Below are 24,717 nucleotides of genomic sequence, written 5' to 3' on the forward strand. Positions count from 1 at the left end.
CAGCGGCTTGCCCTCGCCCGGTTCCCGACGCCATGGCGCTGTGCAAAGATGCGCGCCGGAGCACGCCCAATCCCCTGCTGAAAAGGATCTTCATGTATATCGGCAAAGCCGCCCAGTTGTCGGGCACGACGGTCAAGACCATCCGCCACTATGAAGACATCGGCCTGCTGCCGCCGCCCCAACGTGAGGGCAAGTACCGCGTCTACAGCCAGCAGAGCGTCGAGCTACTGACGTTCATCAAGTGCGCTCAGCAGCTGGGTTTCAAGCTCAAGGAAATGCAGGCGATCCTCCAGGACCACCGAGGGCAGGCGCTGCCTTGGGCGCTGGCGAACCAGGCGATCGCCGACAAGAAGCTGGAGGTGATGACGCAGATCCAAGGCCTGCAGAAGGTGTACGGCGAGCTCGAGGCATTTGAAGCCAGCCTCAAGGACGCCAGCTATCAATGCCACGTAGAGTCGTGAAGGCCGGCTTTAGAGCCAGCCCTTTCAAGGTCTGAATTTATCTTTGGCTTGAGCCCGCTGGGGCCGCTGCGCGCCCCTTTCGCGACACAAGGCCGCTCCCACAGGAGGGAGTGCTGCCCAATTTTTGTTCAATACGCAAAACCACTGCACGGCGCTGTCCATGTGGGAGCGGCCTTGTGTCGCGAAAGGGCTGCGCAGCGGCCCCGGCGAGCTCAAGCCAAGCGCAATTTCAGAACATCTTGAAAGGGATGGGCTTTAGAGCGACAACACAGGCCTACTCCACCGCTTCAGACACCCCTTGGTCCTCACCCAGGAACCCACCACTCTGGTGCTGCCACAGCCGCGCATAGACGCCGTTCTTCTCGAGCAGTTCGCTGTGGCTGCCTTGCTCGATGATGCGCCCCTGATCCATGACGATGAGTCGATCCATCGCCGCGATGGTCGACAACCGATGGGCGATGGCGATCACGGTCTTGCCCTCCATCATCTCATCGAGGCTCTCTTGAATGGCGACTTCGACTTCCGAGTCCAAGGCGCTGGTGGCTTCGTCGAGCAACAGGATCGGGGCGTTCTTGAGCATCACCCGGGCGATGGCAACCCGTTGCCGCTGGCCACCCGAGAGTTTGATGCCGCGCTCGCCCACCAGGGTGTCGTAGCCGGTATGGCCTTGGCGGTCGCTCAGTTGCTGGATGAAACCATCGGCCTGGGCGTTGGCGGCGGCACTGCGGATCTGTGCGTCGGTGGCATCGGGGCGGCCGTAGGCGATGTTGTCGCGGATCGAGCGGTGCAGCAGCGAGGTGTCCTGGGTGACCATGCCGATCGCACTGCGCAGGCTGTCCTGAGTGACCTTGGCCACGTTCTGCCCATCGATGCGAATCTCACCACTGTCGACGTCGTAGAAGCGCAGCAGCAGGTTGATCAGGGTCGATTTACCCGCACCGGAGCGGCCCACCAGGCCGATCTTTTCCCCCGGGCGAATGTGCAGGCTCAGGCCATCGAGCACCTGCCGCTCACCGTTGTAGTTGAAGCCGACGTTGTCGAACGTGACGGCCCCGCCGCGGGTCTGTAGCACGCCCGCGTCCGGCGCGTCCTGCACCTTGGGGCCGCGGGTCAGGGTGGCCATGCCGTCCTGCACGGTGCCGATGTTTTCGAACAGCGAGGTCATCTGCCACATGATCCAGTGCGACATGCCGTTGATACGCAACGCCATCGCGGTGATTGCCGCGACGGCCCCTGCCCCGACGGCGCCCTCGTGCCAGAGCCACAGGGCATAGCCGCCCGCCGCCATGATCAGCGCCACCACCAGCGCCTGGTTGACGATCTCGAACTGGCTGACCAGGCGCATCTGGCGAAAGCCGGTCTGCTTGAAATCCTCCATCGCCGCGCGCGCGAAGTGCGCTTCACGCTTGGAGTGGGAGAACAGTTTGACGGTGGTGATGTTGGTGTAGGCGTCGGAGATTCGCCCGGTCATCGACGAGCGCGCATGGGCCTGCTCCTGCCCCACCTTGCCCAGGCGTGGTACGAAGTAGCGCATGGCGAGCCCGAACAACGCGAGCCAGGCGATAAAGGGCAGCATCAGCTTCCAGGCAAAGCCGCCGGCGAGCGCGATGATCGCAATGAAGTACACGCCGATCCCGGGGACGATTTCGATGACCGTGAACAGCACCTCGCGCACCGCCAGGGCCGTCTGCATCACCTTGGTGGTGACCCGGCCGGAGAACTCATCGGAGAAGAACGACAGGCTCTGGCGCAGCATCAGCCGATGGAAGTCCCAGCGCAGCCGCAGCGGCAGGTTGATCGCCAACACCTGATGCTGCACCACGGTGCGCAGCGCCACCAGGCCGATGCTGGTGAGCAGCACGATGCCGATCCCCCACAGGACTGGGGCTTCCTGGCCGTCGGTAACGCCGCCGGCCTTCCACGTCGACAGCAGGTCGACGACTTGGCCGAGAAAGGAAAACAACCAGGCTTCGTAAATCGACACGCCGGCACTGAGCAGCGCAAGCGCGAGGATGTAGCCCCGGGCGCCACGCGTGCACGCCCACAAGAACCGCACCAGCCCGTCAGGGGGCGGTGGCGCCTCGTCGGGCGGGAAAGGGTCTAGCCTGCGTTCAAACGCACCAAGCATGAAGGTCTCCGGAGTGGTCAGATGTGAGGGGATTCTGCCATTTAATGAGAGCTTTGAGTCGTGTCTGTGGCTGTCCGTTCCGGGGCAAGTGCATGAGCCCTGACGGACACAGGCCCAGCGTCTTGATACCCTGCGACCTCATCTTCCGAGGCCACCCCATGGACATACCGCATCGGTTCATCATCCAGGAGTTCCAGTACTGGGTGCTCAACCATCGCATGGACAGCGCGCTGCCGGGCTACGTGATGCTGAGTGCAAAGGCAATGACCAACTCCCTGTCAACGCTACCGGCCGAAGCTCATGCGGAGTTAGGTGTGCTGCTGGCCAGAATTCAGCAGACCCTCGAAGACCATCTAAAACCCAAACGCCTGTATATCGGCCGATACGGACACGATGCGGGCTACTCGATCCACTTCCACTTCATCCCGGTGTACCCGTGGGTTGAGGCACTGTTCTGGGCAGATGACAGATACCGGCTGCTGCAACAGTTCGGGTCGCGGGAAAATAGCCTTTCGCAAACGGATGGCGCAGAGCTGACGCTTTACGTATGGCGGGAGTTTTGTGAGCGCCCTGAGCCGCCAGCGATTGAAGGCCCTGCTGTCGAGCAGGTGATTGCGACCCTGCGTGACGCATTCGAGGGGCAGAACGTTGACTGAGTTGGAACGTCCTGGTCAATCTACAGACGCATGAGACCAAAGCCAAACCGCGGCTTTTTCCAGCCGATCTGCATCGGTTATACTTGTTAACGATTCATTACTACCCTTTTTCCTTGGCCGACGAGATCGCATGAGCACATCCCCTGCATTCCAATCCGGTGCCGATGGCAGCGAGAGCGCTCCCCCGAGCAACCTCGATGACTTGGTCGGCTATGCGTTGCGCCGCGTGCAGATGAAGGTGTTCCAGCACTTGGTCGAGTGCCTGGCGCCCTACGACTTGCGACCTGCGCAATTTTCCGCCCTGGCGATCATCGCCAACAGCCCTGGCCCGACCCAGGCCGAGCTGGCCAAGGCGTTGAACATCGAGCCGCCGCAAGTCGTACCGCTGCTCAACAAACTGGAAGAAGCCGGACTGGCGCTGCGCATACGCAACAAGGTCGACAAGCGCTCTTACGGTTTGTACCTGAGCAAGGCGGGCGAGAAATTGCTGAAGACCCTGTACGCAATCGCCGAAGAAAGCGACCGGGCGGCGACCGCAAACCTGAACGACGAAGAGCGCCAGCAACTGCTCAGCCTGCTGCGCAAGGTTTACTAACGCGCCGGAAGCCCCAGGCCTTTCAAGGTGTTCTGAAATTGTGCTTGGCGTGAGCTCGCCGGGGCCGCTGCGCAGCCCTTTCGCGACACAAGGCCGCTCCCACATGGACGGCGCCTTGCAGTAATTTTCGTCTTTTGAACAAAAATAAGGGAAACCCGCCATCCTGTGGGAGCGGCCTAGTGTCGCGAAAGGGGCGCGCAGCGGCCCCGGCGAGCTCACGCCTGAAGCGTCTTTGTCAGGCGACTGGGTGCGGATTTTCCAACAGCAGCGCCATGCCCTGCCCGCCACCGACGCACGCCGAGGCCACGCCGTAGCGCTGGCCACTGGCGCGCAGTTGCCGCGCCACGCTGAGGGCCAGGCGCACACCGGTGGCGGCCAACGGATGGCCGAGGGCGATAGCACCGCCTCGGGCGTTCAAGCGGTCAGGGTCGATGCCCAGCGCTTGCTGCACTGCCAGGATCTGCGCGCCCTGGGCTTCGTTGATTTCGAAGTGGGCGATGTCTGCCAGCGCAAGCCCTGTGCGCTCCAGCAGCAGGCGGATCGCCGGCACCGGGCCGAGCCCCATCACCTCGGGCGCAACGCCCACCACGCTGCTCGCACGCAACCACGCCAGGGGCCGACGCCCCGCCAACTGCTCGGCAGAGCACATCAGCACTGCGGCCGCGCCATCGACCACTGCGCAACTGTTACCCGCGGTTTGCACGCCGTCCGGGTACACCGGCGACAGTTGCGCCAGGCGCTCCAGCGAGGTGGGGCGCGGGTGGCTGTCTTCACTGACGGCGTCGACGCCGCGCGGCAGGCGAATGCCACGCGGGCGCAGGCCCGGCGCTTCGAACACTTCGCTGACCACGCTGACGCACTCGTCGCTGAACCAGCCCTGCGCCCGCGCCGTCAGGGTGCGGGCGAAGCTCTGGGCCGCCCAGGCGTCCACCGCCGGCCGCGAGATGTGGTATTGCCGGGCGATGTTCTCGGCGGTCTCGATCATGCTGATGCCCACCGCCGGATCGAACAGCGCCTCCCAGAGAAAATCCTTGAAGCCCACTTCGCTGCCCAAGCGAAAGCCGCCTCGGTGGGTGTAGGCAACGATCGGGTTGCGCGACATCGACTCGGCCGCCACGCACAGCACAGTGCCCGCCTCCCCCGCCTCGATCTGCTCGCCGGCCTGGCGCAGCAGTTCGAAACCGGTCGCGCAGATCCGCTGCACCATCAGGGCCGGCACCGCCTGGTCGACGCCGCAATAGAGGCCGATATGCCGGGGCAACATGTAGGCATCGAAGTCTGCCTGGGCCATCGAGCCCGCCAGCACGCTGTCCACCTCACGGCCCTCGACCCCCGCCCGTTGCAACACCGCCCGCCCGGCCTTGATGCCCAGGTCCGTGGGCGACAGCAGCGCGAGCGGGCCGTTGAGATCGACCCAGGGGGTGCGTACCCCATCCAGCAACGCGGTGGCTGCGAACGCCCGGTACTGCCCTCGCCCGCTCATGGCGCGTCGACCCGCAGCGCACCAGGCCCTGCATACAGGCTTTCGATCAGGTCGTGGCGCAGTTGCAGCACCGTGCGCTGGTTGATCGAGCCCTTGTCGGTGACCTCGCCAAGGTCAATGGACGGCGCCTCGCCGGCCAGGCTGGCGAACTGGATGTGGCTGGCGTTGCCGGTGGCGTCGCGGTTGAGCGTGGCCAGCAGGCTGGCCAGCCAGTCACGCAGCGCGGGCGAGGCCAGCACTTCGCTGTCGCTGGCCTGCGCGCCGAGCCCGGACAGTTGCCGGCACTCGGGCATGCGCGGGAAGATCAGCACGCCCAGGCAGGGGCGATCCGGCCCCAGCACCACCACGTCCAGCACATAGGGTGCGCCCTGCAGAATGACCTTGGTGCGCATCGGGCCGACGCTGATGAACACCCCCGAAGACAGCTTGAAATCCTCGGCGATGCGCCCGTCGAACATCAGGCCCAGCTGCGGGTTGTCCGGCGCGCACAGGCGCACGGCGTCGCCGCTGCGGTAGAAGCCCTCGTCGTCGAATGCCTGCTGGGTTTGCTCGGGCGCGCGCCAGTAGCCCGGCATCACGTGCGGTCCGCGAAAGCGGGCCTCGAGCTTGCCGTCCACCGGCACCAGCTTGACCTCGCAACCGGGGGCCGGCAGGCCGATATAGCCCGCCACCGACAGTGGCCCGGTGGTAAAGGTGCAGGACGGCGAGGTTTCGGTCATGCCCAGGCCGGCCATCATGCGGATACGCTCGCCGCAGTGGGCCACGGCGACCGCATCGAGGCGGTCCCAGATGGCCTGGGACAAGCCGGCGCCCGCAAAGAAGAACAGCTTCATGCGGCTGAAAAAGCGCTCGCAGAGGGTGCTGTCCTGCTCCAGTGCCTTGACCAGCTCTTCCCAGCCCTTGGGCACGGTGAGGTAGGCCGTGGGGGAAATGTCCTTGAGGTTGTGCAGCGTCTGGGCAAAGCCCTGCGGGGTCGGCTTGCCGTCGTCGATGTACAGCGAGCCGCCGTTGTAGAGCACGATGCCGACGTTATGGCTGCCGCCGAAGGTGTGGTTCCAGGGCAGCCAGTCGACCAGCACCGGCGGTGTTTCGGCAAACTCGGGGAAGGTCTGCAAGAGCATCTGCTGGTTGGCGCAGAGCATGCCTTGGGTGGTGATCACGCCCTTGGGCAGCTTGGTCGAGCCGGAGGTGAACAGGAACTTGGCCAGGCTTTGCGGACGCAGCGCGGCAAACGCCTGATCGGCGCGAGGCTCGGCGACGGTGGCGAGCACGTCGTCGAATGCCGTACTCGCGCGCCCTGGCACCTGCCCCTGCCCCATGACCAGGCTCACCGAGGCCGGGAACACCGCCTCGATGGCCCGGGCATAGGTGGCATCGGCGGCGAACACCAGGCCCGGCTGCAAGGTCTCGGCAATGTGGCGCAACTTGCCGAAGTCCTGCGACAGCAACGAGTAGGCAGGCGATACCGGGCAATAGGGAATGCCGGCATACAGCGCGGCACTGGCCAGCTGCACGTGTTCAAGGTCATTGCCGGAGAGAATCAGCAACGGCCGCTCGGCACTCAGGCCCTGGTCCAGCAGCCAGGTGGCGATGCGGCGCACGCGCTGGAGCATGTCGGCGTAGCTGATGTGCTGCCACTGCCCGTCCTCGCCGCGGCGGGCGACGAAGGTCTGCTCGCCGCGCAGTTCGGCCCAGTGCAGCAGGCGCTCCATCAACCGTTGCGGGTAGGCGCGCAGGGTTTCCACAGGGTTGAGGTAGAGGATGTCGCCCTGCTGGCGCACCTCCACCTGAGGCTGTCCGATCTTCACCGCACGCAAGGGCGCACGCTGGGCAACCGAGAGAGTGTCGCAGTCCATAACCATCCTACCTCTGCCTGCTGCGCCCCCGGCCCATGAGGCCCGAGGGTGCATTCGCTATTGTTGTTGTGAGGAGCGTGCTTCAAATCGGGTAATGGCGCGGGCCGTGTTGCACGGTGACCCAACGCAGCTGGGTAAAGGCGTCGATCGCCGAGGTGCTGCCGAAGCTGCCGTAGCCACTGGCCTTGACGCCACCGAAGGGCATCTGCGCTTCGTCGTGCACGGTCGGGCCGTTGATGTGGCAGATGCCTGACTCCAGGCGCTGGGCCAAGGCCAGGGCGCGCTGGGTATCGCGGCTGAAAATAGCAGCGCTGAGGCCGAATTCGGAGTCGTTGGCGAGCGCCAGCAGTGCCTCGTCGCCACTGGCGCGCAGTACGACGGCAACGGGGCCGAAGGACTCTTCGCGGTACAGCTGCATACTGCTGTCGACGTGATCGAGCAGGACCGGCTGCATGACACTGCCGGCCCGCTCGCCACCCGCGACCCGCGTCGCACCCTTGCCGACCGCGTCATCCACCAGGGCCTGGATGCGCTCGCCGGCACCGGCATCAATCAGCGAGCCGAGCGGCGCGCTGTCATCCGCCGGATGCGCCGCGCGCAGGCTGCGCACCTTGGCACCGAGCTTGGCGACGAACACATCGGCCACGGCCTCGTCGACGATCAGGCGTTCGGTCGACATGCAGATCTGCCCCTGGTTGAAGTAGGCGCCAAACGCGGCTGCGTCCACCGCCGCGTCCAGGTCGGCGTCGGCCAGCACCAGAAACGGCGCCTTGCCGCCCAGCTCGAGCACCGCCGGCTTGAGATGACGGGCAGCCAGTTGACCGACGATGCGCCCGACGTGGGTCGAGCCGGTGAAGTTCACACGCCGCACCGCCGGGTGGGCAATCAGCCGTTCCACCAGCGCCGGTGCGTCTTCTGCCGCGTTGCTGATCACGTTGACCACGCCGTCGCCAAGCCCGGCTTCCTGCAACACCTGGCCGATCAGGCCATGCACTGCCGGGCTGGCTTCGGAGGCCTTGAGCACGACGGTATTGCCGCAAGCCAGCGGCATGGCGATGGCCCGCGTGGCGAGGATCACCGGGGCGTTCCACGGCGCGATGCCGAGCACCACGCCGCACGGCTGACGCAGAGCCATGGCAAAGCTGCCCGGCACGTCGGAGGGGATCACGCCGCCCTGGATCTGGGTGGTCATCGACGCCGCTTCGCGCAGGATATTGGCCGCCAGCATGACGTTGAAGCCGTACCAGTTGGCCTTGGCGCCCGTCTCTGCGGCCATCGCCAGGAATTCGCCACTGCGCGCTTCCAGAGCATCAGCCGCCCTGAGCAGGCGCCGCCGGCGCTCGCCCGGGCCCAGCGCAGCCCACGCCGGGAAGGCCGCCTGCGCAGCGTCGACCGCCGCGTCGGCATCGGCCAGGGTGGCCGCAGCGACTATCGACACCACCTCGCCACTGACCGGATGGCGGCGCTCGAACGTGGCGCCGTTGCTGGCCGCACGCGTCTTACCGCCGATTAACAAGGGCACCTCGAACATCGGGCATTCCTCTTTTCTGATTATTCGGGAATGAAGTGGCAACCGTTCAACGCTTGTAGGCTTGCAGGCCTGGCTTGATGCTCTTGTCATCGAGGAACTGCTTCAAGCCCTGCTCGCGGCCATGTTCAGGGTCGCGCAATTGCGCCTGGTCGAGCTTGGCGTACAGGTAGTCTTCGTTCTGCTCCCAGGTCAGTTCGCGGCAGCGCTTGAAGCCGTTCTTGGCGGCGCGCAGCACCACCGGGTTCTTGTCCAGCAGGTCCTGGGCGAGCAGCACCACTTCATCACGCAGTTGCGCCAGCGGCACGCTTTTGTTGACCAGGCCCATCTGTGCGGCTTTCGGCCCCTCGAAGGTCTTGCCGGTCATGATGTAGTACAGCGATTCGCGGTGGCCAACGGTGTCGGCCATGGCCTTGCTGACCAGGTTGCCGGGCGGGATGCCCCAGTTGATTTCCGACAGGCCAAAGGTCGCTTCGTCGGCGCAGATGGCCAGGTCACAGGCTACCAGCGGGCTGAAGCCGCCACCGAAGCACCAGCCGTTGACCATGGCGATGGTCGGCTTGCTGTAGAAGCGCAGCAGCTTCCATTGCCATTCCGAGGCATCACGGCGGATGCGCTCCTGGAGGATCTCCGGCCCGGCGTCGACTTCGCGGAAGTACTCCTTGAGGTCCATGCCGGCGGTCCAGGCGCTGCCTTCACCGGTCAGTACCAGCACACGGGCCTCGGCGTCCTGCTCGACGGTTTCGAGCACGTCGCGCATTTCCCGGTTGAGGGTCGGGCTCATCGCGTTGCGTTTGTCCGGACGATTGAAGCTGACCCAGGCGATGCCTTGCTCGACGGTGACTTTCACGGTCTGCCAGCGGTTGTCGTATTGGCCCATTTCACACCTCTTGTTCTGGTTGTTCGTTGTGGTTGACCAGACGTTATCCCGGCCAACTGGTTAAGTCAATTAATCGTTAATATTATTAACTACTTTAATTCGAACGCCTCGTAGACCACCGCGTTACCCAGGCGCATGGCGCTGCCCACACCCACGGTGCGGTTGAGCCAGGCGTATTGGGGCGCCGACGTTTCGAAGCGCAGCGTGAGGCGAAACTGATAGAGGCTGGGGTCGACCTCCTCGCCGGCGGCCACCCGCTTCATGACCTCGGCCGGACCGAAGCGGTACCCCTCGGTGCGCAGGTAGATCAAGGCGCCGTCGTCGGTCTGCAGCAGGTAACGGGTGTCGATGATGGCGACGCCATCTGCCGTCACCACTTGCCAGTCCGCGCCGTTGTTGAGGATGGTGCCCTTGAGCCGGGCGCCCTCGAAGTGGCCGCCGGTAATCGGGATGATCCGGCGCTTGCCCTGCCCGCTGGTCTCGCCCAGCTCCCAGATCGGCGCCACCAGGTCGACGCTGAAGCGCGCCAGCGGCTCGAGTTTAAGCGGTGCCGGCGCGTAGCTCGCCGCCTGGGCCAGCCAGGCGCAGCTGCCGAGCAGGATGATGGCCAAACCTCTGAACGGCCTCATGACGCCACCTCTTGCGAGGCGTTGGCCTCAGGCTTGGGCGCGCGTCGGCCGAGCAATGCCATGGCGGCCGCGGCCGCGACCACCAGCCCCGGCGAGGCGGCCAGCAGCAGCCCGCCGACCCCTGCCCCCGCCGCCAGGATCTGCCCTGCCGCCAATGGCCCGGCCATCGACCCCAGGCGACCTACCGCCACCGACGCGCCGACCCCCGTGGCACGCACTTGGGTTGGGTACAGCGTCGGGGCCAGGGCGTAAAGCACCAGTTGGCCGCCAATGGCGCAGTAACCGGCGACAAACCCGGCCAGCACCAGCAAGCCGAAGCTCGGCGACAGGCCCAGGCCGGCCAGGGCCACCAGCATGCCGGCGTAGGCGATGCACACCGCACGGCCCGCATGGCCACGGTCCATCATGCGCCCGGTGAGGAACGACCCGGCAGCGCCGCCCAGGTTGAACAGGATCTGCACCGTGCCCGCCTGCGGACGGGTGAAGCCCTTGCCCATCAGCAGCGACGGCAGCCAGTTGAGCAGCATGTACAGCACCGTCAGGGTGAAGAAGCACGCCAGCCATAGCAGCAAGGTGCGGCTCGCCTGGCCGGGGCCGAACAGCTGCGCCACGGTGCTGTTGCCCGCCGTCACCGCGGTGCCGCGGGTGCGGTAGGCCTGGGATTCAGGTAGCCAGGCCACCAGGGCAAAGGCCACTGCGATCGGCGCGATGCCGCCGACGTAGAACACCGCCCGCCAGCCTTCGCCCAGGCCGGACATGCCGATCAGCGAGGCCAGCGCCCCGCCCAGCGGAACGCCGCAATAGGTCAGGCTCACCGCCGTGCTGCGCAGGCGCTCGGGCGCCGCTTCGCTGGTCAGCGCAATCAGGATCGGCAATGCCGCGCCAAGGCCCAGCCCGGTCATCAGTCGCGCGACCAGCAAGGACGAGTAATCCCAGGCATGTGCGGTGCCCAGGGAAAACAGGCCGAACAACACGACTGCCACGGTGAGGATCCACTTGCGCCCCATACGGTCAGCCAGGTAGCCACCGATAAAGGCGCCGGGCAGCAGCCCGATCAGGCCGGCGCTGAACACCCAGCCGAGCATCGCGGCGTTCAAGCCGAAGTCCTTGGCCATGTGCGGTGCCGCGATCCCCGTGGCTTGCAGGTCGAGCCCTTCGAGCAAGGCGACGATAAAGCACAGCCCGATGGTCAGCACCGGTCGCTGCAGAGGGTTGGTCATCAGAATATCCTTTGTTGTTTTTAGATAGATAACTCTATTAACGATTATTTTTGTTAACCATGCTCCTGTCAAGCCGCTTCATGCCGGCGAGCGATCAGTCCGCGACGCATCCGGTCGATCACCGAACGTTTAATGGGCATACCCTGGGTTCAACCGGCCATCCAGCCGGAATGACCCGATGAAAAGCGTTCGATAGTCGAACGATTAATAAAAATAACTGTTATGCATCTTAACTATATAAGCATACTCCAGCGTAGCCGTGCCCCACGGCGCTCTACCAAAAACAATAACTGGAGCTACCTATGCACCCTCCGTCACTTCCTCTGCGCCTGTCTGCCGTGTGCCTGGGGCTCAGCCCCTGTATCAGCCCCGCTGTCTTCGCCGAAGGTTTCGCAGACGACGCCCGCCTCACCCTCAATACGCGCAATGTGTACTTCGCCCGTGACTACAAAGGCAGCGACGCCAAGGTCGCCAAGCGTGCCGAGTGGGCGCAGGGCTTCATCCTGCAAGGCGGCAGCGGCTACACCCCCGGGCCGATTGGCGTCGGCGTCGATGTACTCGGCCAGTTCGGCATCAAGCTCGACAGTGGCAAGGGCCGCGCGGGCACCGGGCTGATCCCCAACAACGACAGTGGCCCGGCGGACAACTTCGGCCGGCTGGGTGGGGTGATCAAGGTTCGTGGCTTCAACAGCGAGCTGAAGTACGGCGAGCAGGTGCTCAACCTGCCCATTCTGCGCAGCAACGACGGCCGCTTGCTGCCACAAACCCAGGTGGGCACCACCCTCACCGTTGCCCCGAGTAAAGCGCTGAACCTGCAGGCGGGCCGGATCGACTCGTTCAGCGGGCGCGACTCGACCGATCAGGAGAAGCTGCACATGCACGGCAGCACGGTGACCGGCGAGCGCTTCGACTACGTCGGTGGCGACTGGCAGACCGCCGACGCGCGTCTGCAGATGGGCTACTGGCATGCCGAGCTCAAGGACATCTATCGACAGGACTTCTACCGCCTCGCCCTTCAGCAACCTTGGGGCACTGCGCTGCTGCGTTTCGACGGCGGCGTGTATGTGAGCGCCGAGCAAGGCCGGGCCAAGGCCGGCGAGCTGGACAACCGCGCGCTGTACCTGGGCCTGCGCTGGAACCAGGCTGGGCATGGGCTGCTGCTGGGGTATCAGCGCCAGTTCGGCGACGACGACTTCGTCGCCTTGCAGGACAGCGGCACCCTGATGACCAACCACGCCAACAACATCTTCGCCTATGCGCGCGAGCGCTCCTGGCAGGTGCGCTACGACTATGATTTCGCGGCGATGGGGGTGCCGGGGTTGAGCGTCATGACGCGCTATATCCGGGGTGATCATGTGCAACGCAGGAATGGCGACGGCGGCCACGAATGGGAGCGTGATGCGTCGGTGCGCTATGTGGTGCAATCGGGCCAGTGGCGCGACCTCGGGGTAGCGCTGAACCTGTCGACGTTGCGCTCGACCTTTCAGAGCAGCTTCGACGAGGTGCGGGTGATGATCAGCTACCCGATCAGCTTGCTTTAGGCCTGCTGTCAGTCAGTTGCATCCTGGGGCTGCTGCGCAGCCCTTTCGCGGCGGTCCGGCGTCCCGGCAAGCCCGCTCCTACAGGGACCGCGCCGCACTGAAGATCGGCGCTTTCCCCTGTAGGAGCGGGCTTGCCGGGACGCCGGACCGCCGCGAAAGGGCCGCGGAGCGGCCCCAAGGCAGGCAACTTGGCCTAGCGGCAGACAAACGACTCCGCCTGCTCGGCATCACCTTGGCCGCGATAGTGCGCTTCTTGCGGGTACGGACACAGCGGACGGCTACGCCCTGGGAATGCCGTACCCCGCGCCAGCAACTGCGCCGGGGCCTTGCTTTCGGTTTGCCATTGCTCCAGGGCAGTCAACGGATCGATGTCATCCAGCCCGGGGCCGTCACCGCAATGGGTCATGCCCGGCACAATAAACAGCTTGGCCCAGCCTCCCAGCTTGGCCGCGCCGCCGTTGTCGGCACTCAACCGATCCCAGTAGCGGCGCAGGTCGTTGGCCGAAAATACCGGGTCGCTGTTGCCCTGGATCACGATCAGCTTGCCACCGCCACCGATGAAACTGGACATCTGGGTGGCCACCGCATCGTTGATCGCCGCAGTCTGCGCAGTGGCCTGAGCGGCTTCATCGAACTCCACTGCATCGAGCTTGAGGTCTGGATTGGCAGGGGTCATGAAGTAATACCCCAGCGACCCCGGTGTCAGCGTGGCATTGCGCGCGTCCGGCTCGCCGCTGGTCGAGCTGCCCAGCTTCCACGCCCGCCAGCCGTTCGAGGCGATCCCGGCATCCCACGGCCAGTCGCTGTACAGCGCATTGCCACGGCTGTCGCGGGCGCCCTCGAAGACGCTGCGCAGTGCCGTGACCTTGGCCGCGCTGAGGCACTGATCCGCTTGCCCAGCCTTGCACTGCAGCACGCTGGGGTCGAAGTGACACTGGCTCATGGCATCGATAGAACCATCCTTGGCCCCATCCAGCGCGTCGCACTGCGCCAGCACGCGGTTGGCGATCAGCGTCTGGTCGGCCTGGGTCAGGGCTTGCGCGAGGATCGGGCGACCGTCTTGCGCACGCGGCGCCGCGGCATTCAGTGCGCGGGTATCCCAGGCCTGCGCCACGGCCGCGCGGCTCAGGCGCAACCCAGGGTTGCCAGCGATCACCCCGTCGAATGCCGTGGGGAAACGCTGCGCGGCCATCAGCGCCGATCGCCCGCCGTTGGAGCAGCCCATGAACACACTGTGGTCCGGCTGCTGCCCGTAGTAGTCGCCGATCAGCCGCTTGGCCTGGGCGGTCACCGTGCCAATCGCGGCATAGGCGTAATCCAGCCGCGCCTGCTGATCGAGGCCGAACTGCGCATCGCTGCTGTTGCGGCCGGTATGCCCCGAATCGGTGGAGACCACCGCATAGCCACGGTTGAGCGCAGGCTGCGCGGTCGCCCCGCGAAACGGGATCGCCCCCAGTGCCTGGCCCAGCACCCCATCCATCCCGCCACCGCCCTGAAACAGGAAGCGGCCGTTCCAGGGTGACGGCAGGCGCAACTCGAAGTGGGTGGCGTAAGGTGTGCCGCCCTGGCCCGTGCGCTCGCCGATCGCACCGATGATCAGGCAATGCCCCGGCATCGCGAGCTTGCTCAAGGCCTCGCCGGTCAGCGCCGCACGCCCCGGGTTGGCCTGCGGCCGCTCACCCGCCGGGATAAAGCGCTGCTCGACGAATCGCACTGAAGGGTCGGCGCTGGTCAACGCCAGGCATTGCGCAGCCTCGTCGGCATTGGCCAACGAGATGAGCGGCAGGCTGCAGCTCAACGCCAGCAGGGTGCGCGAGGTGCGCGGCAGGTCGAATGGAGTCACTGAGGCATTCCTTTGTTGTGATTGTGGGAGAAAGCACCGGTTTGACAGATTGAATCAATGGTTAATAATATTAACTATATCGACTGTTACCGATCCGTGGCAATGCCACAACCACAACGATAATAAGGTCTGTCATGTTCAAAAAATCCATGATCGCGTCGCTGACGGCTGCCGTGCTGGCCGCCTCCTCTGCCGTGCACGCTGAAACCCCACCCAAGCTGGTGCCCGTGTATCAGGCCATCGTCGACATCGCCCCTAGCCAGGCGTTGGGCAAGGGGCCGTTGGGAGAGCGCTTTATCGTGCCGATCACCGGCGGTGAGTTCGAAGGGCCAGGCTTGCACGGCAAAGTGCTTGCAGGGGGCGCCGACCGGCAGCTGCTGCGCGAAGATGGGGTCAAGCAACTGGACGCGCTGTATGAGCTGCAGACCAGCGACGGGGCAGTGTTGACGGTGCGCAACCAGGTGCTGGTGCACAACCTCGATCCGGCCAAACGCTATGCGTTTTCGCACATCAGCATCGACGCCCCGCAAGGCCCATATGCCTGGCTGAGCCAAGCGGTCCTGGTCGGCAGCCTGACCAGCCTGAAACCAGCGCGCAATGCGGTTTCGATTCAGGTTTATCGGGTCGAGTGAGTGATCTATCGACTGATGACGGCCACTGACCCCAGCGCCTGAAGTGGCGCAGACTCAGACGCGTTGGTGGTCAGGGTAAACAAGATCTTGCGCTTCGCGTCGGGTACCGACCATTCGTAGGCAACCGTGTGAGTTGCGCCGTTTGCGCCGGCCTCCCCCTGCTCGTCCTTGACCCGCACTGCGGAGAACGGCGCGGGTGGGTTGGACACCAGTCCAGTGAACAGTTTTATGGCCTTCTCTGGACTCGCCCTGCGGGCATGCACTGCGCAAAGGTTCTTGTTGCTGGGTAGGGCGAGTACGAACGTCCCCTGCTTGTCCGGAACAGGCCACGCGTCGCCAGGATTACCTGCCAGGAACACCGCCGCTTTTTCAGGCGGCAGACTGGGGACTGCGCTCAGTTTGTCTCTCAGCGCTGGCAGATCTGCAACGTTCTGCACGCAAAGCGCGGCGTAGATCTTGGCGAACGCGGTGGCCTGGTCCTCTGCCTCACTGGCGAGGCACACATTTGCACTCACGGCGATCATCGACAACGTGACGAAAAACTTGAACATACGAGCCTCTCCCTGGCATCCCCGAATCAAGCTAAGCAGGCTTTTCTATCGTTCGCGGATCCAGGTAGCGCAAACGAGCCTGTCCAGAACCACCCTGTCGACTGGCCTGGACCAAGGCGCAGCAGTATATTTAACGCTTCAGGGATGACGCAGGCAACCCGATGGGACTTTTCGATCGTTTGTTCGGCGGCCGCTTCACGCAACCGCCACCGGATGAGACACCGGTCAGCGACGCCGCGATCATGCGCGAGCTGCACCCGTACCGGCCTGGGCTCAAGGCTTTTACCCAGGCGTTGTTGGCGCGTATGTCCGAGGCCGAACGCGCGCGCCTGGTGCGACGAGTGATGCGCTGTTACGGGCACGGCGATGAGCCGACCAGCGCCTTGGCCGAAGGGGTGCTGTCGACAGAAAAAGGACAATCGCTCGATCAGCTCGCCTTGCTGGCTGTCGACTGGAGAGGTTTTGACGGCTTCGAGTACCTGGCACCGTTCCTGGTCAAGGCCAGTGGCATAGACGAGCGCTACGTCTATCAGCATGACGGTACTCAGACGATGGCACAGGTACTGGCAGGCTTTGATCGTTGGCTTTCAGGCTTGGGCCGGCGCTTTTTGCACCTGGATACCGGCGGTGATGAATACGTCGGCTGTATCGTTGAGAGCACTCAGGTCGACAACATGATCGTACTCGCGCAACTGGCGGGTATCGAGGCTGGGCTAGAGGCTTTTTGATGCGCTAACGCCGCCCGGCTATCTCTGCTTCAAGCATCTGCAGAAACACCTTCACCCGCGCCGGCACATAGCGGCGCGTTGGGGTGACTGCCCAGACTGACAGCGCTTCCATGCCTGCATCCGACAGTTCGATCGCGATCAGAGAGCCATCGCGCAACTGATTGACGACATCCAGATAGGTCAACATCGCAATACCCAGGCCTTGGACCGCCGCGCCTCTCACCGCATCGACACTGCTCGTGCTGACTCGGCCGTTCATACGCCGTCGAACAATGTCGCCATCAACCACAAAGGGCCATCTGGGGACTGCCTGCAGCGTGATGCACTGATGCGCTTCGAGCTCGGCCAGCGTGGCAGGCTGGCCGTACTGATCCAGGTAGGCTGGCGCGGCACACAGCACCCGGGGGTTTGCGGCAATGCTTCTGGCGACCAGCTCAGAGTCAGCCAGTGGCGCCACGCGCAGCGCCAGGTCAAAGCCACGGGCGACCAGATCCACCTGGGCGTCGCTGAGGTCCAGCTCCACGCGCAAGTCCGGGTACGACGCCAAGAGTCGCGGCAGCATCTCCAGCACGATGGACTGGCCAAAAACACTCGGCGCTGTCACCCGCAGCACACCCGAAACCCGGCTTGACGATGGTCGCAGCTCGCCCAGCGCGCTCTCCTGCGCTTCGACCATGGTATGGGCGTAAGGCAGCAGCGCTTCACCTTCGGCGGTGAGCGAGACCGAACGGGTGGTGCGATGAAACAGCCGCACACCCAGCTCTTTTTCCAACGCCGCGATACGCCGAGAAACCTGCATGGGCGCCCTGTCCAGTTGCCGAGAAGCCGCCGACAGACTGCCGGTGCTCACTACCGCAAGGAAGACGCGCAGATCAGCCACCTGCATGATTATATCCTTATGAGTTATACCGGCTTCACCGCCAGACGGCTTGGCCCGGCCCGCCAACGCTCCATATTCTATGCCGTATAGGGCAATCAGATGCCGACGACACTGAACGACGAGGTGAAGCCACGATGGACACGAACCGAGATATTTTATCTGCCCATGATATTAACGGGTTCTCACTGCGGAATCGCCTTGCCGTTGCGCCAATGACCCGCGTAAGTGCCACCGAGACAGGCCTGGCAACCGCTGAAATGGCCCAGTATTACCAGCGCTTCGCCCAGGGCGGGTTCGGGCTGGTGATTACCGAGGGGCTCTACACCGACCAGCGCTACGCGCAAGGTTACCCCTGCCAGCCGGGGATCACTGACGCGCGACAGTCCCTGGCCTGGCGCGCCGTCACCGATCGCATCCATGCGCATGACAGTGCCGTGTTCGCCCAGCTGATGCATGCCGGCGCATTGAGCCAGGGCAACCGCTTCAGCGACCACAGCGCTGCGCCCTCGGCGATTCGTGCCAAAGGGGAGCAGATGCGTTTCTACTTTGGTGACGGCCCCTACCCGCTGCCCAAAGCCATGAGCGACGAAGATATTGCCGACGCCATCAGCGGCTTTGCTCAGGCCGCCAAGCGCTCGATCGACGAGGCGGGCTTTGACGGTATTGAAATCCACGGGGCCAACGGTTACCTCCTCGATCAATTCCTCACGGACTACACCAATCAGCGTGCTGATCGCTGGGGGGGCGATGTTCAGCAGCGGGTCGGGCTGACCCTCGAGGTGATCAAGGCGGTCAGGCAGGCAGTGGGCGCTGTGCCGGTCGGCGTGCGGATTTCCCAGGGTAAGGTGAATGACTTCGGGCACAAATGGGCGGGCGGTGAACGGGATGCCGAAGTCATATTTGGCTCGCTGAACGATGCGGGCGTGGACTTCATCCACGTGACGGAGTTCGAAGCCTGGAAACCGGCCTTTCCCTCCAACAGTGCGAGCCTGGTCGCGCTGGCGCGTCGCTACGCACCTGCCGCCTCGCTGATCGCCAATGGTGGGCTGCATGACAGCGAAGGCGCAGAGGCTGTGTTGGCCGCTGGCGCTGACATGATCGCCCTGGGCAAAAGCGCATTGGCCAACCCGGACTTGCCGACCCGTTTAGCTGGCGGCAAGCCCTTGGCGGCGTTCGACGCGTCGCTGCTTGGCCCTATTGCCAACATCAAGGAGAGCGAGTTGGCGTTGTAGCGCCGGCTTTTGATGGCGGCGGACATTCAACCCGATCGGTCTGCAAGCACCTACGAGCTTGATAGCCACCATGCCCACCGGTTCAGTGCGCCGGTAAGGTTTCTGGGCGTTTCCGACGGAGCTTAGGGCAAAAAACCTGGTAGCCTCAGTCATTGCTGCTGTCGCCTAGAGCCAACTGAAATGACCTTTGAAATTAGAGAAGGGGCGGCTCGGTCAGGCCGCTTTCTCCTTCACTGTAAAATCGATCTCCAAGTCCGCGCTGGCCAGCATGTTCACTAGGGCATCCAGCGAAAACTTGTCGATTTTTCCGTTCAGCAATTCGCTCAACCGCGGCTGAGTCAGGCGCAGTTTTCGAGCCGCGTCCTTCTGTGGCAGTTCCCAAGACAGAACGGTCTTGGTCAACACACGCATCAGCTTGGAACGCAGTCGAAGGTTCTCGGCGTCCTCTGGCGAGTCAACCAACGCATCCCACACGGAGGTAGAGCGTTCGTTTGCCATCTTCAATACCTCTGTTTGCATTCACGTCATTTAGGAAAGGTGCATCGAGTAAGACCGGGGGGAGAATGTCGCCCATTGCCGCAAGCCAATGGGGCGTAAATTTTCCCTCAGCGCTATTGCACCTGGCTCAGTCCAGCGACTTGTACCTGTCTTTTGCCAGGTCAATGTCGCGCTTTTCGGTCTTTTCTGTAGTCTTGCGGAATGCGTGCAGGACGTAAATCGCTTCCGGCCGGCTCACCACATAAAATACGCGAAAAGCCCCGTCTCTACACTTGATGCGGATTTCTCGCACTCCCTGACCAATGCTTTCCATCGGTTTCCAGTCGGAGGGTTCTTCCCCGTACTGGATCAGCTCAAGCTGATACCCAGCCCGCTGCTTTGCAATCGTTGGGAAATCTCGAAGATCCGCTCTACTGCTGCCCAGCCATTCGATTGGTTTGGGATGTTCTAGCATGCCCAGACTTCCTTCTAACTGGCTGGTGCGGGTGTTTCCCACCGGCAGAGAAATTAGATTATATCGATTTCGAGATAACCTCAAGACCACCCTTCCGATTATCTCGAATTCGATATAACTGGATCCCGCCGAGCCCTCTTGAGCGCGAGCGTCTACCGCCCGCCGACCCGATCACTCCTTGCTGTGCAGCCCCATGTGCGCGTCATCCATCAGCGCCTTGGCCATCTCGCTGAGAAAATGCGAAGCCCAAACCAGTACCGGCTCGTCGTCCATCACGCCAATGAAAGAGGCACGGCGAGCGCTGTCGAGGAGGACTGAGGCTTGCTCGAGGGCATGGTCGCAGCAGTTGCCGGCTTCTACGCGGAACAGCTGTTTACCTTCGACTACGCCGTCCAGGCAGGATGCTATGCCTACGGTGTAGCCCAGCTTGCCGATTTCTTGTGGGGTGTCATCGTCCATGGGAAATCCTCCGCTGGTGCTGGGCCAAGGCGACTGATTGGGTTGTGTCAGCACTGGCCTTCGCGGGGCAAGCCCGCTCCCACGTAGCGAGGGGATTCAGGGAAGGATTTGGATGGGGTGGATCGGGAACGATCTTGAGCATGGTCACACCTCGATGTTCATGTGCGTTCAACCCCACACCCACCACTTGCAGAGTGATAGGTGGCGGCTACGTACGGGCCTGCAAGACCGGAGAGCATCGAGGTCAAAACCCGGCTGACCCGAAGGTCACCCGTACGCAGCCACCATTGAGCACAACCACTGAAAAACCGTCAGCGGCTCGAGGGTGAGCACGAAACTCGATGTCACTCAGGCTTGCAGACCCGGCCGTTGATTTGGCAACGACCCACCGAGACTAGGGTGCTCAGATACCCATCGCAATGGCGCAAAGGCGGTAAAAGGATGATTAGGAAACGCCCTACATGGAATAGGGAAAATCTGATTCATCCACGTAGGACGCAGCAGGAAACCAGCTCAAAAACCGCTCAACCCCGCACGATCAATCCAGGCACGAGTAGCCGAATACGCCGCCTTCAAGCGCGCTTCCCCGTGCAACTGCGACGATGGCGTTTCCACGCTCAACCCCACATCATCGGGCAACGCACCGAGCAGCTCCGCCAACGGCAACTCACCTTGCCCCGGCAACAACCGCCCTTCCCTTGCCTCTGCAATGATCAACGCCTCAGCCGGCGCCAGCCGCGGTGCATCACACACCTGCACCGCCCGAAACCATCGCGGATCCGCCGCTGCAATGGCCGCCGCGTCACCGCCCGAGCGATACAGGTGCAGCGCATCGACCAGCACGCTGCTGTTCGCCTGCCCTGCCGCCTCCAGCACGTCGAGCGCCTGGTGCAGGTTGCCCACCTGCCGCCAGCGCATGAACTCCAGGTCCACCCGCAGCCCATAGCGACTGGCCAACACGCACAAGGCACCGAAGTTGTCCGCAAGTCGCGCAGCATCGGCGTCATCACCGGAAACGGTCAAACTGACCGCCCCCAGTTCCGCGCCCGCCGCCAGCAGTGGCTCAAGCCCGGCCACCACCCGCTCCGGGGTCAGCGACACGAACTCGATATCGCTGACCGCAACCCCTTCCCACTCCATCACCGCCTTGAGGTCGCGCAACGCCTGGCTGCCCACGGCCATGGGGTACGCAAGCGCGCCGGCCATCACCGGGTGCAAACGCAGCCCGACGGAGGCGAACCCTGCCCGGCCCGCCTCCCGCACCAGTGCCACGGGCTCGAGGTCGAGCGCCGTCAGGTGGGCGACTGCCAAGCCCCTCAATAGGTCGCCCTCCCCCCACTGAGGTCGAACACGAAGCCGGTAGTGAAGCTGCACTCCGGTCCGGCGATCCAGGTCACCATGTTGGCCACCTCTTCAGCCTTGAGGAAGCGCCCCATGGGGATCTTGGCCTTGCTCGCGTCGATGTGCGCCTGGGTCATCTCGGCCATCAACGGCGTCTCGACCATGGCCGGCGCCACGCAGTTGAGCAGCACGCCATCCTGGGCCAGCTCCTTGGCGGCCGCCTTGGTAAAGGCGATGACTCCGGCCTTGGCCGCGGAGTAGGCCGAGATGTACTGCACGCCGTCCTTGCCGGCCATCGAGGCGATGTTGACGATGCGCCCGTAGCCGCGTTCTCGCATGTGCGGGATGGCGGTGCGGCAGCAATAGAACACGCCGTTGAGGTCGATGGCGATGACCTTGTCCCAGGCCTCGGTCGGGTACTCCCAGGACGACACCACCGGGCCATTGATGCCGGCGTTGTTGACCAGGATCTCGACGTGGCCGACACGCTCCAACACTTCGGCAAAGGCGGCTTCGACCGAGGCCAGCGACGACACGTCGACCGACTGGCGCAGCACCGGCTCGAAGCCGTTTTCAGCACTGTCCCAGCCATCCACGGCAAGGTCCCAGATGACGATCTGAGCGCCTTCGGCGTGCAGCCGGCGGGCGATCGCCAGGCCGATGCCACGCATGCCGCCGGTGATGATCGCGATCTGCCCTTCCAGGTTCTGGCTCATTGTTTTGCTCCTTCTTCGACGCAGGGAATATCCGGCAGGCGACGCAGGTCGCTCACCATGAACAGGTAGCACAGCGCGCCAAGCGCGGTGATGGTAGACACGAACGCCAGGGCCCAGACGAACGAGCCGGTGGCGGTGACGATGATGCCGATGGTCAGCGGCGTGACGATGCCGGCCGCATTGGCGAACAGGTTGAACAGGCCGCCGCTCAGGCCCAAGAGGCCTTTGGGGGCGATGTCGGAGACGATCATCCAGGCCAGCGCCGACATGCCCTGGGCAAAGTAGGCGACGCAGAGGATGGCGATCACCAGCACGTCGGACTCGACATAGTTGGCCAGGACGATCACCGAGGCGGTCAGCAGGCCGGCGATCACCGGCAGCTTGCGGGCGACGTTCAGCGAGTAGCCGCGGCGCAGCAAGGCATCCGACAGCCAGCCGCCGACCAGCGTGCCCAGCGACGCGGCAATGAACGGCAGCACCGCCACCCAGCCGACTTTCAGCCAGGGCATGTGGCGCTCGGTGACCAGGTAGGTCGGGAACCAGGTCAGGAAGAACACGTTGGTCGAGTTGCAGGCAAACTGCCCCAGGCAGATGCCGAGCATGTTGCGGTGCTTGAGCAGCGCGGGGATCTGCGACCACTGGAACACGGTGGCTTTCTGGCCACCATCGACCACCCCGCCGCCTTCGGCGATGTAGTCCAGCTCAGCCTGGTTGGCCGTGGTGGACTGGTGCGGCTCGTGGTATTTGCGCCACCAGACCAGGCCATAGAGGATGCCCATCAAACCGACCGCCATCAACAGGAAGCGCCAGCCGTAGGCGTGCAGCACCCAGAACAGCAGCGGCGTGAGAAAAGCCAGGCCGATGTACTCGGCAAAGGTATAGATGCTGGTGGCCCGGGCGCGCTCGCTCTGCGGGAACCAGGTGGCGACCACGCGGCTGTTGGTCGGGAAGCACGGCGCCTCGGTGATGCCCACCAGGAAGCGGAAGCCGAGCAGCGACAGGAAGCCCTGGGCCAGGCCCTGCAGGCCGGTGAACAGCGACCACAGGGTCAGCGCCAGCCAGTAGGTGAACTTGGTGCCGAGCCGGTCGATGAGGATCCCGCCGGGGATCTGCGCGGCGGCGTAGGTCCAGGAGAATGCCGAGAAGATGATGCCCATCATGGCCGCGTTGAGGCCCAGGTCGGCGCTGATGCTGGGCGCGGCGATGCCCATCACGCTGCGGTCGAGGTAGTTGATCATGGTGCCGCCGGAAATCAGCGCGAGGATCATGAAGCGGGTGCGGGTTCTGGCGGTTTGCTGCGCGGGGGTGTCGTACACCCCCAGGCTGATCTTGTGCTCAGAGTTCATGACGTCGGTCTCTTATTATTGGAATGTCATCGCGGGTGCAACGCAGTCAGGCAAAACCGAACAGGCGGCGTGGGGTGTCCCACATGATCTTGCGGCGCAGGTGCGGGTCGGGCATCAGCCGCTCGGCCAGCTTGAGCAGCGGGCCGTAGTCGACCCGCGAGCGCTGGCGAATGAACGGCCAGTCCGAGCCCCATACGCAGGCATCCGGGCCAAACGCATTGATCAGTGCATGCACATAGGCATAGCTCTGGCCGTGCAGGTCTTCGGCCGCGGCGAACTTCTGCATGCCGGACAGCTTGACGCTGGCCCGCCCGGAACGCGCCAGCTTGAGCAGCGCCTGGAAGCCCGCCTGTTGAACGCCGGCACTCACGTCCGGTCGGCCGCAGTGGTCGACCAGCACGCGCACCGGGTTGCGTTCGAGCAGCCCGTGCAGGTGCAGCAACTGGTCTTCGCAGACCTGGATCTGGGCGAACATGCCGAGCTCGGCGAGCTTGCCGAAGTTGGCCTCGGCGGTGTCCATGTGCTCGATGCCGTACAGCGCCGGGTTGAAGGCCACGCCGACCACGCCCTGCTCCTTCAGTGCCGCCAGGCGGTCGATGGGGATATCGCGCTCGACCACGGCGATGCCGCGAAAACGCCCCTGGCCCACGGCCAGTGCGTGCAGCAGGCAGCGGTTGTCGGTGTGATAGCCGCTGTTGGGGCCGACCAGCAGGGCCTGGCGCACGCCGTAGGTGTCCATCACCTCGCTGAACTGCTCGAGCGTGGCGATTTCCTGGCCAGACGGTGCGTAGGGCGCGTCGGGGTGATAGGGGAATCGCGCGGGGTCAAACAAATGGTTATGGCAATCGATCTTCGGTTCGTCAAAGATGTTCACGCAGTTCTCCTCGAGAGTATCCACCCACTGCCCTGCCGCAGCCCCTGTGGGAGCGGGTTTACCCGCGAACAAGGGCGCAGCCCTTGCCATGCACAGAGTCGTCTGCGCCGGCCTCTTCGCGGGTAAACCCGCTCCCACAGGGGGCGCGGTGTTATTGTTTGCCGCAGGGGGATTTGGTTGTGCTGA

General features: G+C 64.0%; 24 protein-coding genes. 7 read left to right on the forward strand and 17 right to left on the reverse strand.

Annotated features, from left to right (window positions below; genetic code table 11):
- Positions 1 to 92 precede the first annotated feature (92 nt).
- Positions 93 to 461, forward strand: a complete 369-nt coding sequence (locus tag CCOS865_RS12640) for a MerR family transcriptional regulator (protein WP_119141246.1) — start codon at positions 93 to 95, stop codon at positions 459 to 461.
- A 274-nt stretch (positions 462 to 735) separates the two neighbouring features.
- Here CCOS865_RS12640 and CCOS865_RS12645 read toward each other — a convergent pair whose 3' ends face one another.
- Positions 736 to 2,589, reverse strand: coding sequence for an ABC transporter ATP-binding protein (locus tag CCOS865_RS12645; protein ID WP_119141248.1), 1,854 nt, complete (start codon positions 2,587 to 2,589; stop codon positions 736 to 738).
- A 158-nt stretch (positions 2,590 to 2,747) separates the two neighbouring features.
- On the opposite strand from CCOS865_RS12645, the gene CCOS865_RS12650 reads away from it, so the two are divergent.
- Positions 2,748 to 3,245, forward strand: coding sequence for an HIT family protein (locus CCOS865_RS12650; RefSeq protein ID WP_119141630.1), 498 nt, complete (start codon positions 2,748 to 2,750; stop codon positions 3,243 to 3,245).
- A gap of 130 nt (positions 3,246 to 3,375) precedes the next feature.
- Positions 3,376 to 3,840 (forward strand): MarR family winged helix-turn-helix transcriptional regulator, encoded by a 465-nt coding sequence (locus CCOS865_RS12655; RefSeq protein WP_119141250.1) that lies wholly within the window; start codon positions 3,376 to 3,378, stop codon positions 3,838 to 3,840.
- A 235-nt stretch (positions 3,841 to 4,075) separates the two neighbouring features.
- Here CCOS865_RS12655 and CCOS865_RS12660 read toward each other — a convergent pair whose 3' ends face one another.
- The 6 genes from CCOS865_RS12660 to mhpT all read right to left on the reverse strand — a co-directional run bounded on the left by CCOS865_RS12660 (position 4,076) and on the right by mhpT (position 11,436).
- Positions 4,076 to 5,323, reverse strand: coding sequence for a thiolase family protein (locus tag CCOS865_RS12660; RefSeq protein ID WP_119141252.1), 1,248 nt, complete (start codon positions 5,321 to 5,323; stop codon positions 4,076 to 4,078).
- Positions 5,320 to 7,179 (reverse strand): feruloyl-CoA synthase, encoded by a 1,860-nt coding sequence (locus CCOS865_RS12665; RefSeq protein WP_244216098.1) that lies wholly within the window; start codon positions 7,177 to 7,179, stop codon positions 5,320 to 5,322. The genes CCOS865_RS12660 and CCOS865_RS12665 overlap by 4 nt, the downstream gene beginning before the upstream one ends.
- A gap of 82 nt (positions 7,180 to 7,261) precedes the next feature.
- Entirely contained in the window at positions 7,262 to 8,710 is a 1,449-nt protein-coding gene (locus CCOS865_RS12670; protein ID WP_119141256.1) for an aldehyde dehydrogenase, read from the reverse strand.
- A 46-nt stretch (positions 8,711 to 8,756) separates the two neighbouring features.
- A complete protein-coding gene (locus tag CCOS865_RS12675) occupies positions 8,757 to 9,587 on the reverse strand; it encodes a p-hydroxycinnamoyl CoA hydratase/lyase (RefSeq protein ID WP_119141258.1) in 831 nt (276 codons plus the stop codon).
- An 89-nt stretch (positions 9,588 to 9,676) separates the two neighbouring features.
- Positions 9,677 to 10,216 (reverse strand): DUF3237 domain-containing protein, encoded by a 540-nt coding sequence (locus CCOS865_RS12680; RefSeq protein WP_119141260.1) that lies wholly within the window; start codon positions 10,214 to 10,216, stop codon positions 9,677 to 9,679.
- On the reverse strand, positions 10,213 to 11,436 hold the full coding sequence (mhpT, locus tag CCOS865_RS12685) for a 3-(3-hydroxy-phenyl)propionate transporter MhpT (protein ID WP_119141262.1): 1,224 nt from the start codon (positions 11,434 to 11,436) through the stop codon (positions 10,213 to 10,215). Before mhpT ends, CCOS865_RS12680 begins: the two co-directional genes overlap by 4 nt.
- A gap of 302 nt (positions 11,437 to 11,738) precedes the next feature.
- Here mhpT and CCOS865_RS12690 point away from each other — a divergent pair, with 302 nt between their 5' ends.
- The gene (locus tag CCOS865_RS12690; RefSeq protein ID WP_119141264.1) at positions 11,739 to 12,977 is read left to right on the forward strand and encodes an OprD family porin; all 1,239 of its coding nucleotides are present in this window, start codon (positions 11,739 to 11,741) and stop codon (positions 12,975 to 12,977) included.
- 193 nt (positions 12,978 to 13,170) lie between these two features.
- Here the strand turns inward: CCOS865_RS12690 and CCOS865_RS12695 are convergent, their stop codons facing one another.
- Positions 13,171 to 14,820 carry a tannase/feruloyl esterase family alpha/beta hydrolase gene (locus tag CCOS865_RS12695; protein WP_244216099.1) on the reverse strand — a complete coding sequence of 550 codons (1,650 nt, stop codon included), beginning with the start codon at positions 14,818 to 14,820 and terminating at the stop codon, positions 13,171 to 13,173.
- Between the two features lie 134 nt (positions 14,821 to 14,954).
- Here CCOS865_RS12695 and CCOS865_RS12700 point away from each other — a divergent pair, with 134 nt between their 5' ends.
- On the forward strand, positions 14,955 to 15,452 hold the full coding sequence (locus tag CCOS865_RS12700; RefSeq protein WP_119141266.1) for a DUF3237 domain-containing protein: 498 nt from the start codon (positions 14,955 to 14,957) through the stop codon (positions 15,450 to 15,452).
- A 5-nt stretch (positions 15,453 to 15,457) separates the two neighbouring features.
- Here CCOS865_RS12700 and CCOS865_RS12705 read toward each other — a convergent pair whose 3' ends face one another.
- Positions 15,458 to 16,003 carry an NMCC_0638 family (lipo)protein gene (locus CCOS865_RS12705; protein ID WP_119141268.1) on the reverse strand — a complete coding sequence of 182 codons (546 nt, stop codon included), beginning with the start codon at positions 16,001 to 16,003 and terminating at the stop codon, positions 15,458 to 15,460.
- Between the two features lie 161 nt (positions 16,004 to 16,164).
- On the opposite strand from CCOS865_RS12705, the gene CCOS865_RS12710 reads away from it, so the two are divergent.
- Positions 16,165 to 16,731: a DUF6630 family protein gene (locus tag CCOS865_RS12710; protein ID WP_119141270.1), complete on the forward strand. Its 567-nt coding sequence runs from the start codon at positions 16,165 to 16,167 to the stop codon at positions 16,729 to 16,731.
- A gap of 4 nt (positions 16,732 to 16,735) precedes the next feature.
- Here CCOS865_RS12710 and CCOS865_RS12715 read toward each other — a convergent pair whose 3' ends face one another.
- Entirely contained in the window at positions 16,736 to 17,617 is an 882-nt protein-coding gene (locus CCOS865_RS12715) for a LysR family transcriptional regulator (RefSeq protein ID WP_119141272.1), read from the reverse strand.
- Between the two features lie 128 nt (positions 17,618 to 17,745).
- Between CCOS865_RS12715 and CCOS865_RS12720 the strand changes: the two genes are divergently transcribed.
- Positions 17,746 to 18,843 (forward strand): NADH:flavin oxidoreductase, encoded by a 1,098-nt coding sequence (locus CCOS865_RS12720; RefSeq protein ID WP_119141274.1) that lies wholly within the window; start codon positions 17,746 to 17,748, stop codon positions 18,841 to 18,843.
- Positions 18,844 to 19,056: 213 nt separating this feature from the next.
- Here the strand turns inward: CCOS865_RS12720 and CCOS865_RS12725 are convergent, their stop codons facing one another.
- The 7 genes from CCOS865_RS12725 to CCOS865_RS12755 all read right to left on the reverse strand — a co-directional run bounded on the left by CCOS865_RS12725 (position 19,057) and on the right by CCOS865_RS12755 (position 24,531).
- Complete coding sequence (locus CCOS865_RS12725) at positions 19,057 to 19,341, reverse strand: helix-turn-helix domain-containing protein (RefSeq protein ID WP_119141634.1); 285 nt, start codon at positions 19,339 to 19,341, stop codon at positions 19,057 to 19,059.
- A 127-nt stretch (positions 19,342 to 19,468) separates the two neighbouring features.
- Positions 19,469 to 19,795 carry a type II toxin-antitoxin system RelE/ParE family toxin gene (locus tag CCOS865_RS12730; protein ID WP_119141276.1) on the reverse strand — a complete coding sequence of 109 codons (327 nt, stop codon included), beginning with the start codon at positions 19,793 to 19,795 and terminating at the stop codon, positions 19,469 to 19,471.
- Positions 19,796 to 19,966: 171 nt separating this feature from the next.
- Positions 19,967 to 20,254 (reverse strand): DUF3077 domain-containing protein, encoded by a 288-nt coding sequence (locus CCOS865_RS12735; protein WP_119141278.1) that lies wholly within the window; start codon positions 20,252 to 20,254, stop codon positions 19,967 to 19,969.
- Positions 20,255 to 20,767: 513 nt separating this feature from the next.
- Positions 20,768 to 21,574, reverse strand: a complete 807-nt coding sequence (locus tag CCOS865_RS12740; RefSeq protein ID WP_119141280.1) for a sugar phosphate isomerase/epimerase family protein — start codon at positions 21,572 to 21,574, stop codon at positions 20,768 to 20,770.
- Positions 21,571 to 22,311 carry an SDR family NAD(P)-dependent oxidoreductase gene (locus CCOS865_RS12745; protein ID WP_119141282.1) on the reverse strand — a complete coding sequence of 247 codons (741 nt, stop codon included), beginning with the start codon at positions 22,309 to 22,311 and terminating at the stop codon, positions 21,571 to 21,573. The genes CCOS865_RS12740 and CCOS865_RS12745 overlap by 4 nt, the downstream gene beginning before the upstream one ends.
- Positions 22,308 to 23,657 carry an MFS transporter gene (locus tag CCOS865_RS12750; protein ID WP_119141284.1) on the reverse strand — a complete coding sequence of 450 codons (1,350 nt, stop codon included), beginning with the start codon at positions 23,655 to 23,657 and terminating at the stop codon, positions 22,308 to 22,310. The genes CCOS865_RS12745 and CCOS865_RS12750 overlap by 4 nt, the downstream gene beginning before the upstream one ends.
- 46 nt (positions 23,658 to 23,703) lie before the next feature.
- Entirely contained in the window at positions 23,704 to 24,531 is an 828-nt protein-coding gene (locus CCOS865_RS12755; RefSeq protein ID WP_119141286.1) for an amidohydrolase family protein, read from the reverse strand.
- Between the last annotated feature and the right edge of the window lie 186 nt (positions 24,532 to 24,717).

Source organism: Pseudomonas reidholzensis, assembly GCF_900536025.1.
GTDB classification, from domain to species: Bacteria; Pseudomonadota; Gammaproteobacteria; order Pseudomonadales; family Pseudomonadaceae; genus Aquipseudomonas; species Aquipseudomonas reidholzensis.